Origin of the sequence: Metabacillus sp. 113a (assembly GCF_050107635.1) — a bacterium.
In the GTDB taxonomy this organism is placed as follows: Bacteria; Bacillota; Bacilli; order Bacillales; family Bacillaceae; genus Metabacillus_B.
The window spans coordinates 335,346-348,485 of record NZ_JBNILJ010000002.1; the positions used below are offsets into that span (position 1 = coordinate 335,346).

The following is a 13,140-nucleotide window of genomic DNA, read 5'->3' on the forward strand; positions in this document are numbered from 1 at the left end:
ATCAAGTTAAAAGGAACTCAGTGAAAAAAATTGCTGAGTTCTTTATGCTTTTTACATCTCATACAATAGTATTTTTTTTAAATAAAAATTTAAGGTGATGGAAAGAGTTTTGTTAAAAAATACAATAATATACACTATAGGAACTATGCTTCCAAAGTTAATAGTATTTATTATGCTTCCTATATATATGAAGTATTTGAGTCCTGAAGAATATGGATTGGTTCAAACAATTAATGCTTTAGTAAGTGTACTTTCTATATTTTATTTGACTTCATTAAGGACCAGTGTAACACGTTCTTATATAGATTATGAAAATGACGATGAAAAACAAGGTTTTATTCTTTCAGTATTTCTATTTTTAATCGCCTTCTCAACTCTACTAAGTTGGGTGCTGTTAAACTTAGAGGTATTCATTACGCCATATTTATTTAATAATATACCTTCAGATCCGTATTTTGGATATATGATTCTACTCAGTTTTTTAAGCGTATTCCCGACAATTCCATTAACTTTATTAAGAATAAAAGAGCAGCCGGTTAAATATGTGACATTTAATGCTGTTGAAACGATACTCATTGTTATTTTAACAATTTACCTACTAATAGAAAAAAATATGGGTGCTGTTGGAAGTCTCCAAGCAATAATATATGCAAGATTTTTAATGGGGATTTTTTATATTATATATTTATTTAAATTTACAAGACTTAAGTTTCGCGAATGCAAACTAGTTTACATCACAAGTTCATTAGCATTAGCAATACCTTTAATTCCACACTTCTTAGCAGGTTGGATTAATAGTGTAGGAGATAGGGTGTTAATTGAGCGATACTTAAATCTATTTGAGTTGGGTATTTACTCAATTGGCTCCCAATTCAATATAGGTCTTATGATGCTTGTTACATCATTTAACATGGCATATTCCCCTAAGTTCTTTAAATTGTTAAAGAAAAATCAATTAAAACAAAATTATTACTCCAAAATATTTGAAACAGTTGTTCTAGCTTTATTAATTCTGAGCCTATTTGGGCTAATACTAATACCTTTCTTTATTAATAACTTTGGAGGTGAATCATATAAATCAAGTTATTTATTTGTCTGGTTTCTTTTTGGAGGAACAATATGGCATTTAGGTTATATTTTATCTGTATCTTCCTTAATATATTATAAAAAGATGAAAAATGTGGCCATTATTACTGTAATAACAGCTATATCTAATATCATTTTAAACTTACTTTTTATCCCTTTAATAGGAATTACAGGGGCTGCTATTGCAGCTTATATAGCATATTTCTTTGAATTCTACTTTGTAAAAAGATATGCTAATCATTATACAAAAGAGCATTTTAAAGTAGAAGGAAAAATGCTTTATATAGCTCAAATTTTATTATTGGCGAATTTAGCCTTTGTCTGGTTACTTAACAACTATTTAACTGTCATAATTACTATAATAATTATTGCTTTTGTATTATTCAAAAAATACGGAAAGCAAGTTCTATTTAAAGAAACCAATTCTTATAAATTATAAGTGTTCTATAAATTAACGTTTTATAAATCGGAAGGATGAGAAAAGTGCCTGAAAATAATAAAAAATACTATATTGCATTATCAGGAGCAAAAAAAAATGTAGGAGATTTTCTGATAACAGAAAGAGCAACTGCTTTATTAAATAGAATTGCTCCAGAGTTTGAGTATGTAATACTCCCGCATTGGAAGCAGATGGATGATATTGAATTTGTGAACAATAGCGAAGGGATCATTATATTGGGTGGACCAGGATTCCAAATGAATATGTTTCCTGGAGTATACAAATTGGTGAAAGATCTTAAGGAAATTAAAGTTCCAATTCATACTCTTGGAGCGGGGTGGAAAGGTATTCCAGGAGATAGAACTACTGAGAAACTGTATGAATTTACTAATTCAGCTAAGCAAATGTTAGAACTGATGAATCATACTTCTGCGGGAATGAGTTGTAGAGATTATCAAACAGAGAGAACTCTAAAAAATAATGGCTATAATAATGTCACTATGACAGGTTGTCCTGTTTGGTACGACTTAAATTCAATCGGGAAGAAGTTTGTTGCTCCAAAAGAAATTAAACGTATTGTTTACACGCCGGCTCAAGACGAAGTATTTTCTAATCAAAGTATTGAAGTATTAAAGTTTTTAAGAAACAAGTATTCTAACTCGGAAATCATTGTATCATTTCATCGAGGAATTGGTACTGTGGATGAATATACTCCAGAAAATGATGCAAGGAATACAAAAAAAATAGCAGATGCTGCCAAAAAAATCGGAGCAAGAATTGTTGATGTTTCATTTGATGCGTCTAATTTAAATTTCTACGATGAATGTGACCTTCATATTGGATATCGAGTTCACGCACATATATACTTCTTAAGTAAAAGGTTACCAAGTATATTGCTTCATGAAGACGGTCGAGGAAACGGTGTCTCAGATGCACTAAATTCTCCAGGTATCGATGCGTATAGAGCTTCAAAAGTATATTCTAAGTTATTTGGTAGATTTAATAAAAACGCACGCATTTTATCAATTTATAGAAAATTAGGATTTAAACTTAATGTTAATATAGTTAATGATATAAACATATTAATTAATGAGTTAGATACACAGGGTTATCAACGTTTTCAAGATGTATCTAACTTTATAGATGACCACTATAAAGTTATGGAAAGATTTATTAAGAATATGACAAACAATAGTTGTAATTGAAAAAATACATTATGTTCTTTAAATTTACCTTATAGAATAGACACTTATAAAGTGCTTTTTCTATAGGGTGTTTTTTGTGTGATTTTAAAAACAAAAAAGTAATCTTTTGAGAAGGAGCACTAGTAGAAAAAAATCACAGCAATAGTGATTGCTACGATATCGTAAAACTATATAGAACTGATAAACCCAGCAGTATAATGTCTAGAAACACAACAATCAATTGTTCTTGAAGTTTTTAAACCATTTGTAGGTCGTCTAGTAGTATATCTATATTAAGTATTAAGTTGCATTTAGGATGTTTTGAAAGGATGTTATTATAAAGTGTCTATTCTAGTAACAGGCGGAGCAGGCTATATCGGCAGCCATACATGTATTGAATTGCTTAAAGCAAACTATGAAATTATCGTTTTGGACAATTTTTCAAACAGCAGTAAAGAATCGTTAAACCGGGTAAAAGAAATAACGGGCAAAACATTTAAAGTCTACGAAATTGATTTGCTTGATAGAGAAGGAATAGATAACGTTTTTAAAGAAAATGATGTTGAAATCGTTGTGCATTTTGCCGGATTAAAAGCTGTAGGGGAATCAATCGAAAAACCTACTTACTATTATAATAATAATATAACGGGTACACTGATTCTGATAGAAATCATGAAAAAGCATTGTGTTCATAATCTCGTTTTTAGTTCTTCTGCAACGGTTTACGGTGTTCCTAAAGAAGTTCCGATCTCAGAAGCCTTTCCCTTGTCTGCCACAAATCCTTACGGCCGTTCAAAGCTGATGATTGAAGAAATTTTGGGAGATCTTTACGTGTCCAATAACGAGTGGAGCATTGCCTGCCTTCGTTATTTTAATCCAATTGGAGCGGACAAAAGCGGTCTGATCGGGGAAGATCCTAAGGGTAGTCCGAATAACCTGATGCCTTACATTACGCAGGTTGCCACAGGAAAGCTGCCTGAGCTGAAAATTTTTGGTAATGACTATCCAACTTCTGACGGCACTGGTGTGAGAGACTACATTCACGTCGTCGACCTTGCGAAAGGGCATATCAAAGCCCTTGAAAAATTAAAGTCAGCAACAGGGGTGGAAGCTTATAATCTCGGCACTGGTAAAGGATATAGTGTTCTTGAGATGGTAACTGCCTTTGAAAAAGCGTCCGGTCAAAAAATCCCTTATTCCATCACGTCACGCAGACAAGGTGACATTGCCGAATGTTTCGCAGATCCATCAAAAGCAGAGAAAGAGCTCGGTTGGAAAGCAGAAAAGAACCTGGATGAGATGTGCCTGGATTCTTGGAGATGGCAGGAGAAGAACCCGGATGGGTATGTTGCTAAGGATGAGGTAAGGGTTAAAATAATTTAGACGGGAATTAAAGAAATTGAAAATGGGAGCGAGTGATTTAATTGCCCTCGTTCCTTTTTCATAGGCAGGTGTTTTTATCCATCATTTGGAAATCAATCAGCAATACAGCTGCTATTAATATTAAATCTCTAATCCACAGCGCTAAAACTTTGAAAGTAATTAACTGTTTATTATAGAATTGTTTTTGTCAAAAATAAATTACCGAAAGATGACGATATTGCCGGTCCAGAAATTGGTGAATAAAACCAGATTATGTATAAAATTAAAGGATCTTTTTGTGCTAATATTAACACTTTTATTTCCTCTTACAAATACTGAAGAATACAGCAAAGCCCTCTAAGTTTCACACTTCATATTCCTCTAAGTAATAAATAAACTTCACAACTTTTAATGACCATTCATGCTTAGATTAATTATTAAACATTAATGTCAAAGAGTTAAAATTACTTTTTCGCAAGAATTTTTCAAAATTTTAATAATTTCCTAAAAAAGTAATTAAATAATAAAGAAGACCTAGTTAAAAATAACCAAAAATTATATAATTACCCTAGATCAAATCTAGGGGGACCATATGAAAACAAACCGCATATTCTCAATGCTATTAATAGCCGTTTTATTGATTTATGGATTGATTACACCGCTAAACCTTGCTGCTGCAAGCGGAGGGGAGCAGGTGATTGTACCTGCTGCCGATAAACAAACGGAATTGCTGAATAAGGTGGCAAGCAAGGGGAAGCTGCAGGTGATTGTTAGATTAAATGAGTCGTTCTCGGTGGAGGGCTCTTTAAGTGCAGATGATAAGCTTGAGCAGCGTGATCGAATTCAGCAGGTTCAGGATGAAACGATTGGTGAGCTGGATACGCTTAGCAGAGCAGAGAAGAAGAGTGTAAAAACGTTTGATACAGTTCCTTATCTATATGTTGAGGTAGATTTGGAGACTTTGAAGAACCTGTATAATTCTCCGAATGTCGTAGATATTGTTGAGGATCAGATTTTGGAGAATGAGGAGAGTCAGTTGGATCTGGATTCTCCACAGCTGTATGAAACGGGAAGCACGGGGACGGTTCTCGCGCTTCCTTTTCGATACATTTTTTTCCTCAGCATTAACCTGAATCTCCCTGAATAATGCAGATAGAACGTCCCAGGTGAAGGTCACCAATACAATAGGGGAATCAGATCGGGTGTCTGTCACCGGTCTTGTATAAGGAGATATTGTAAAAGTCTACAATGCCTCCTCCAAAGGAACGCTGCTTGGACAAATCGCTTCGCCAGGCACTTCAGCATCCAACTCCATTAAACAGCTTGAGGAAATGGCTGGAAAGATTTACGTAACCGTAACGAAGCCGGGACAACTGGAGAGTTCGAGGACTGCAGTATTATATAAAGGTGAATAAAGAAACAAGCCTGCTTACTTGAGCGGGCTTGTTTTTTTCCCTCTCTATCCCTCTATCCTTTCACACTGTAGGTCCATTTCATCACGCACCTCCTCCAAATATCAGGTACACCTTCCTATTTTCACAATCTTTCAAAACAGAAGTGTGACTTTCTGCCAATAGGGAAATATGGTAAATAATGATAAAATTTTAGGTGGATAATAGGGGATTTTGACTTTTGCTAGAGTAACGGTTTCATAGAATGAGGCAGGAGGCTGTTTAGGATGTCGAAAACAATTAAATTGGATCATGCTCAGGTGATGAGCCAGCTGGAGGAGATTGAGAAGGCGCTGGATTCAGTGGCAATTTCTGCCCCTTCGGATTCAGCTGTGGGGGATAATAAGCTTTCGTATACGGATGCCTGGTTTGAGAATGAGAAAGCGATCCATGAGCAGCTTGAGCTGTATGTGAAGGCGGTCCGGCAGAACATTGCGGATACGAAGTCCAATGTGACGTCCCTGAAGGAGCAGGACGAAGCCATTACGAGCAAGTAACGGGAGAAAGGCAGCGTGAGGGATGGAAAAAATATATGATGCTGACAAGTTGACTTCAGCCATGGAAGAAAGAAAGAAGCTCTACAGCGATCTGGATGAAAAGCTTACCGACCTGAAGGGCAAAATGGGAATGCTCGCGGACAATGGGGAATTCCAGGGGAAGGGCGCGGACAACATCAAAAGCTTTTTCCAGGCGCATATGGCGCTCGTCTCCGACTGGAAAAACCTGATTGAATTCCTGACAAGTTTTCTGGAAAGCATTCCTAAACATATGTCCGACTACACCATCGGAGAGGGAACGAGGGTGACCGTTCCTTTTCTCGAGGAGCAGCTGGAGAGCGGATCGAAGAAGAGTAACGACCTGGTCGCGGCCCAGCAGGAAGACATCGCCAAAATTTTGGAAGGCATCCAGGACCTCGTGCCCCTGACCGCCTTTTCAACCGAGACCTTTGATGAGAAGATGAAGAAGGCGGATGAGAAAAGGGCGGAAACGGTGGAAGCGGTCAACACACTGGATGACCAAGTGATGACTCCCGCCTATACAGACGGTGTTACCAAAGCCATGATGACCATTCAAATCGGATACGGCGCCATCATTGAAGCGACGGTTCAGGGCGGAACGGCCCAGCCGATGAACTTCAGCGTGGAAGCCTACAAAAAGCATGACGTCCATGATGCGCGGGAACGAATGGATGAATACATCAACGCCTTCCAGTACCGGGAGAAAAAAGCGGACGAGGTCCGCGCAGAAATTGCCGCCGAAAAAGCCCGGATCGCCGAGGAGCAGGCCCGGATCGAAGCCGAGAAAAACAAACCTTGGTACGAAAAGGCGTGGGAAGGCACGAAGGTGTTCGCCGGAGAAGTCAGCGGCTACAACGATACCGTACGCGCCACAACCGGGGTCGATCCCGTAACCGGCCGCAAGCTCTCCGAGGCCGAGCGCGTAGCCGCCGGCGCCATGGCAGCCGCCGGCTTCATCCCTGTTGTCGGCTGGGCCGGCCGCGCCATAAAAGGCGGAGCCGCCATCGTCAAAACCGCCAAAACCATGAACGCCGCCACCCACTCCCTGGACGCCTACAAAACCACCAAAGGCATGGAAATCCTCAGCAAAACCGAAAAAGGCATCTACGGCCTCTACACCGGCAACAGCGCCTGGGAATTCGGCACCGGCACCGACATGTTCGGCAACCAGCTGACGGAAGAACAACGCATGAACTCACTCTGGGGCGGGTTGACAATGGGGGCTGCCGGGGGAGCGGCACACATTATTGATAAAGGCGGGCTGAGGAAATTAGCGGATAAGGCGCCTTATAGTACGGCATACGTCAAAGAACAAACCGGCAAAGCGAATCAGACGCTGAAACAAATGGGCAACCGGGTAGGCTCTAAAGCAGAAGACGCCCTTCGAAGCTCCGCCAATGCAGCCAATAAACTGGCCACCCACACAAAAGGAGCCGTAAATCAAGTAACAAAGAAGATGGCAAATATCAATGTACCTTCATCCGTCCGGGTTTACTCTATGGATGCAAATGGTGTAAGAATACCAGTTGTGGATGTGGAGAAGAAGCGGCTTGGGGATATGATAGAAGGCATGAATTCTGGTAAAATTGATAATGAGTTTAGTGGGAGTAAGACTAGTACGGCCCGAAATATAGACCAGATTGATTATGGTGCTTACTTAAGGAAAAATAAAGGTGCTCCTCCTGAAGATATGTATGACCCACATGCACATCATATAGTTTTTAAAAAAGGAAATGGGAAAGAACAAAAGGAACTAGTAAAAGAAGGTCAAGAAATATTAATAGAATATGATATAGACCCAATTTCAGGGCTTGAAAATCTTGTCTGGGCTCCAAACAGAGTCAAGGGACAACATGGAATTGAAGCATTAAGAAATGTAGTTGAAAATATAAAGAAAGTAAAGGATGCAGGTGGAGATAGAGATGACATGGTAGAGATGCTTGAAAAACTAGGTGATATTGCTAAAAGAAGGAAGTGACTGTAGTTGGATAACCTACAATTGGCAAAAGACATTCGGGTAGCGATTAAAAAAAGCGATACTGGTAAGGTAGTCGAAATAATAGGTTCTAATTCCCATCTTTTAAATATGGAGACACCATTTGGTACATGGCTTCATGTTGCAGCTTCAAGAGGAGAGTTAGATATTGTAAAAACACTCATAGACCTAGGTGCAGATGTTAATAGGAATGGAGGAGCGTATGGCGGAGGTGCATTAAATGAAGCAGCCTCTGCAGGGCATATTGAAATAGTAAAGTATTTGATATCTTGCGGGGCTGATATGGATGTTAGTGAGCCTGAAAGAAATCCATTGTTTGGTTCAATAAGCAACGGCCATGTAGATACCGCAAAACTGTTAATTGAAAGTGGTATAGATACTGCAGTTAAATATAATGGTGATTCAATGAGAGAAATGGATGCATTATCTTTTGCTAAGGAGCATGGGCAATCAGAAATAATTGACCTGTTAAAAAATCTAAATGAACCGTCTTCAACTACGAAAGATACAAACATTGAAAAACATCATCAAGACGAGATAATTAAGTATATTAAGCATCACTTAGGTTCTGTTGATAAAACTATTCATGAAATTGTTCCTGGTAGTAGAGTGGAAATAAATGTAAACGTAATCCCTCCATCAAAGAATAAAGAATTTTTAACACTCGTGACTACTGGTATGAGTAGTGAGCCGATGGATTATTCTAACGATGAAGGTGTATATAAGTATGCAGAGGTATTAATAAAATTGCCATCAGGTTGGATCATTGATAAAGAGAATAGTAAAGAGCAAGAGAAGTATTGGCCTCTTGAATGGTTAAAGAAAGTTGCTCATATTCCGCACATCTATGACGGCTGGATTGAAGAAGGAGTAATAATTCCTAATGGTGAGCCTCCTCAGCCATTTGCAGACAACACAAAGTTATCAAGCGTAATGATATGTAAACCCTATGAAATAGGATTAAAGGATGTAATGACTAAAAAAGGGGACGTACAGTTTTTTACACTTGTTCCTATTTATGAAGAAGAAAGGAATCTTGCATTAGAAAAGGGACATCAATATCTACTTGACCAAATGAAAGATAATGGGATAACAGACGTTTTGGACATCAATCGGATAAATGTTGGTTTAATGTAATTGTTACAGAAGATACCGTGTTCTCAGGAGCTTTTTATTAGATTAAAAACCTAGGCTAGAGGATATAAAATACTAATGAACACTTGATTGTCAATGGGACAACAGGTGTTCTTTTTGTTCAAGGATATGTTCGGCAACCAACTCACCAAAGAACAGCGGCAGAATGCACTTTGAGGCGTTTGACAATGGGGGCTGCAGGGGAAGCGGCACACATTATTGATAAAGGCGGGCTGAGGAAATTAGCGGATAAGGCGCCTTATAGTACGGCATACGCGAAAGACTACGTCGCAAAAGCACAGAACAACATGAAACAAATCGGAAAACAAGTTGGCACGAAAGCCCACCAATTTATCAAAGAAACCCCAGGCGCAGCTAAGCGGGCCCACGTAGCAACAGGTAGGGAACTGGCTAAGGTAGATGTTCCAGTGGTAGTGAGGCGAGAGGTCGTTACTACAACTGGGGAATCCGTCAAAACTCTAAGTATGGAGAGCCGGAAGCTTGAGGATGATTTTGGTGGTGGGAAGGTAAATAAGGGTACTGGTAATGCAAAACATTTAAGTGCTGCACCTAGAATTAAAGAAATTGAAGTTAATTTTAAGAAGAATGTTAAACACGATTCAGAAGAGTATGCCAGGCAACTAAAAGATCAAGAAATAGGTATGAATGAATTAACGGTTGATGAGTATCTAAAGAATAGGGATAGATATATAGCTGAAGGTAGAGCAATAGAGGGAAATGCAGCTCAAAAAATGGCTAGACAAGAAGCTCTGAAAGATAAAATTTCTGAAGAAAACAAGGTCTTTCAAGAGCAGATGCAACTAAGGAAGCTTCAGAATGGATGGAAACAAAAGCAGCACTTCATAATCCCGATCAAATAGCCGGAGGAAGAGTAGACATTATTGGTGGACTAGGAGATAAAAGAATAAATTCCTCGATTGGATCACAATGGAAATATAGAATAGATATTGTGGACGAGCAAATTTTAGATATTGCAAAGAATATGTTACCAGAAGAGCGAAAGACGAGTGATTATAATAATAATTTTGCTCAATCCAATTTCTAAGTTGTTTGTTCTCAGTCTTACTTTCCAATCTTCTTGCTTTTATAATTTTCTTATCTAACCTTTTTAGGCTAATTAAAAATATGATGAGACTCACAATCAACGGTATTAAAATGAAACTACTATCAATGAAAATTGTTAAGAGGATGTTTACTATTGAAAGGATTATAGAAATTAAGAAGAATATCGCTGTCTTTTTATCTACAATTTCAAAGTTTTTTCTACGTTTCATTGTTATAATATGTTCGACTACCTCTAAGAGCAATTATATTGCTCCTTTATCCCCTCTTAAAATATAGCATATAAATTACCATTAACATGTAAAATTCAGGATAATAAATCACAGAAAATAAAAGACTCCTTTTTAAAAGGAGTCTAAGCTAAATTCATTCGACAATCTTTCAAATCTGGAACAAGAAATCCATATCAGGATTTTAATAAGTTTCGTTTTTTAATCTAAAAAACCGAACATATTGAGATTTTCCAAGTAAAACTGAAAATACTCATCCTCAATATCTGCTTGGATTCCGTCGCTACCTTCTTGAATAACCGCACCTAAAACTAGAGCATTAATATATCTACTAATTTGTTCACATCTATCTCTTACAATGAAGTTTGTAACATATTTCCCATTCGTGCTTTCAAGAAAAATATCAACTCTTCTCCCTTCTTGCTCATCCAGGAGAAGATGATTATAATTATGTTCCTTTTCTTTAACCTTTGAGAAATCTAATGGATTTTCTTGATTATCCTCAATTTGTTCATTATGGTAGCTTTTTTCATTCGGTGAAAAATACTTATTTAATATTTGTGGGTCATCGATGACAAGACACTTGTATATCTTAGAATATACTAATTGATCATCATTTACCAAATCTAAAACTTCAGTTTTTGAAAATTCTTCGCCCTTGAATTTTCTGACAATCCTTTGTTCAACTTCCTCTTTAGTGAAGAATAAAGCAGATTGCCTTTTTAAATATTTGTTTAGTAGATTCTTATAATCCAACATTAATATCTCCTTTATTTAACTGGGCCGCCATAAAATGCATGTGCCTTTGGTGTTCTTTTGTATGGATGCCAGTGATAGTAATATCCTTTTCTAGGTTTTCCGTATCTAGTATCAACTTCATTAATCGGTTTACCACTAGGGTTTGCAGATGCCGCAACACCTTTTGCTTGATTACTAGATGTTGACCAAGTATCTCTACCTGATTTTATTCTTGCTACTGCAGAAGCTTTACTTAGACCTTTACCAATATAAACTCCCCCGCTTTTTACAGTAGCAGCAAAATGATAATAGCTTTTACTTTTATTTGCTTGAGTAGCAATTACATATGCAGCTCCACCCACAATAATCATGGCTCCGGTGTGAAATAGAGCAGTTAAAACAGCAGGCGTCATGACCAACCCTAATGGTATTAAGAAAACTAGAGATGCAGAACCTTCTTCTGAATCAAAGTTGTATTCTTCACCGGTATCTACATCTTCGAAATTAGCCTCAATTTCATCTTCTGAGCTTTGTTCTATTTTTACATCGTATTCTTTTTGTGTAACTTTTCCATCCTCATCAACTTCTTCAGTGTTCACCTTAATAATATCAGAACCAGCTTCAACTACGATAGTGGCATCTGCACTTTCATCATTTGCAGTCTCCAGAGATGTTTCTACTATTAGTTCCTCTGTAGTTAGCTCCAAATTCTCCAATGAAATATTTTCTTCTTCAAGCTCTTTTTCTAGTGTATTCGTTAATACAGTCTCTTGAAGACTATTATTTGTTGTATTCCCTTCAGCGAATACAGTATTTAACGGTAATGAACTAAAAATCAATGTAATTACAAGTAAAACAATAAAGTTATTAAAGAACTGTTTTTTCACAAATATCAACCTCTTTATTTAAATTTAGGTACACCGTGTCCAACACTTTTATTTATTTCAGACTTACTAGACATTTTTTCTAATTGCTCTTTTACATCTGAAACTATTTTCTCATTTTTATTTATGCTCTCTCTCGACAGTATTTCGGCTACTATCCCAGTAATGTAGCCTACAGAGAAAGAAGTTCCGTCAAAATGGGAATAACCATTCCTATTGATTGATAATATGTCTACTCCAGGAGCAACAAAGTCCACTTTACCGGTTGCCGTAAAGTTTGTTGGCTTCAAATTTTTATCAACGGCTCCTACTGAAATAACTTTATGATACCTTGCTGGATATTGAGAATTCATGCCATGAGCATTTCCACTTGCTGCAACAACGATTATCCCCTTATTTATTGCTGTCTCCACAAGTTTTTGTAATTCTGGGAAATTCTTTTGAAAACCTAAACTTAGGTTAATTACATCTACATTTTGTGAAATTGCCCAAGCCAAACCATTTAAGAAATGTTCCCTATCTATTTTCCCATCATCTTTAATGACCTTTACTGAGTAAATTTCTACATTTTGAGTAACACCAAGGATTCCCCGATCATTATCATTAGCTGTAATTATTCCAGCAACAGCTGTACCGTGTCCAAGCACATCTCTAGAGGGATTATCTGGATCAGTTGCATTAAATTCCTTAACAACCTTTCCTTCTAAATCCGGATGTGCTTTTTCTATCCCACTGTCTAATATTGCTACCTTAACAACTTTACTATTAGCACCTTTAATATTTCCTATAAGGTTTACTCCCCATGGGACATACTGTTTTTTATCGTAATCAATATCAACTTTACTGTGGGTATTTTCTCCCTCTCTCATCTCCATATCTAAATTAATTATTATTACTAAAAGAAACATTAAACCAAGTATTAAAAAAGCTACTATTTTTCTCTTCATCTAACACTCCTTTACAATTTACATAAAATTACTATATTATCAAAATATATCCAAGTCAATCTTTTTTACTAGTATTAAAAAATTAGAT

Annotated in this window: 12 protein-coding genes; 9 read left to right on the top strand and 3 right to left on the bottom strand. The window is 37.0% G+C overall.

Going from position 1 to position 13,140, the window contains the following annotated elements; translation table 11 throughout:
• Positions 1–109: 109 nt before the first annotated feature.
• The 9 genes from ACQCVE_RS05970 (at position 110) to ACQCVE_RS06010 (ending at position 10,236) form a co-directional block, all read left to right on the top strand.
• Entirely contained in the window at positions 110–1,525 is a 1,416-nt protein-coding gene (locus tag ACQCVE_RS05970) for a lipopolysaccharide biosynthesis protein (RefSeq protein ID WP_426862056.1), read from the top strand.
• A gap of 44 nt (positions 1,526–1,569) precedes the next feature.
• Positions 1,570–2,730 carry a polysaccharide pyruvyl transferase family protein gene (locus tag ACQCVE_RS05975; protein WP_426862058.1) on the top strand — a complete coding sequence of 387 codons (1,161 nt, stop codon included), beginning with the start codon at positions 1,570–1,572 and terminating at the stop codon, positions 2,728–2,730.
• A gap of 321 nt (positions 2,731–3,051) precedes the next feature.
• Positions 3,052–4,092: a UDP-glucose 4-epimerase GalE gene (gene galE / locus ACQCVE_RS05980; protein WP_426862060.1), complete on the top strand. Its 1,041-nt coding sequence runs from the start codon at positions 3,052–3,054 to the stop codon at positions 4,090–4,092.
• 571 nt (positions 4,093–4,663) lie between these two features.
• Positions 4,664–5,218 carry a hypothetical protein gene (locus tag ACQCVE_RS05985; RefSeq protein WP_426862062.1) on the top strand — a complete coding sequence of 185 codons (555 nt, stop codon included), beginning with the start codon at positions 4,664–4,666 and terminating at the stop codon, positions 5,216–5,218.
• A gap of 531 nt (positions 5,219–5,749) precedes the next feature.
• A complete protein-coding gene (locus ACQCVE_RS05990) occupies positions 5,750–6,019 on the top strand; it encodes a YwqI/YxiC family protein (protein WP_426862064.1) in 270 nt (89 codons plus the stop codon).
• 22 nt (positions 6,020–6,041) lie between these two features.
• A complete protein-coding gene (locus ACQCVE_RS05995; protein WP_426862066.1) occupies positions 6,042–8,018 on the top strand; it encodes a T7SS effector LXG polymorphic toxin in 1,977 nt (658 codons plus the stop codon).
• A gap of 6 nt (positions 8,019–8,024) precedes the next feature.
• On the top strand, positions 8,025–9,173 hold the full coding sequence (locus ACQCVE_RS06000; protein WP_426862068.1) for a suppressor of fused domain protein: 1,149 nt from the start codon (positions 8,025–8,027) through the stop codon (positions 9,171–9,173).
• A gap of 185 nt (positions 9,174–9,358) precedes the next feature.
• Entirely contained in the window at positions 9,359–10,051 is a 693-nt protein-coding gene (locus tag ACQCVE_RS06005) for a polymorphic toxin type 15 domain-containing protein (protein WP_426862069.1), read from the top strand.
• A complete protein-coding gene (locus tag ACQCVE_RS06010; protein WP_426862070.1) occupies positions 10,012–10,236 on the top strand; it encodes a polymorphic toxin type 15 domain-containing protein in 225 nt (74 codons plus the stop codon). The genes ACQCVE_RS06005 and ACQCVE_RS06010 overlap by 40 nt, the downstream gene beginning before the upstream one ends.
• Positions 10,237–10,684: 448 nt before the next feature.
• Here the strand turns inward: ACQCVE_RS06010 and ACQCVE_RS06015 are convergent, their stop codons facing one another.
• The 3 genes from ACQCVE_RS06015 to ACQCVE_RS06025 are packed head-to-tail and all read right to left on the bottom strand — an operon-like array spanning position 10,685 to position 13,052.
• Positions 10,685–11,242: a hypothetical protein gene (locus ACQCVE_RS06015; protein WP_426862072.1), complete on the bottom strand. Its 558-nt coding sequence runs from the start codon at positions 11,240–11,242 to the stop codon at positions 10,685–10,687.
• An 11-nt stretch (positions 11,243–11,253) separates the two neighbouring features.
• The gene (locus tag ACQCVE_RS06020) at positions 11,254–12,108 is read right to left on the bottom strand and encodes an SAR2788 family putative toxin (protein WP_426862074.1); all 855 of its coding nucleotides are present in this window, start codon (positions 12,106–12,108) and stop codon (positions 11,254–11,256) included.
• 14 nt (positions 12,109–12,122) lie between these two features.
• Positions 12,123–13,052, bottom strand: coding sequence for a S8 family serine peptidase (locus ACQCVE_RS06025; RefSeq protein ID WP_426862076.1), 930 nt, complete (start codon positions 13,050–13,052; stop codon positions 12,123–12,125).
• Between the last annotated feature and the right edge of the window lie 88 nt (positions 13,053–13,140).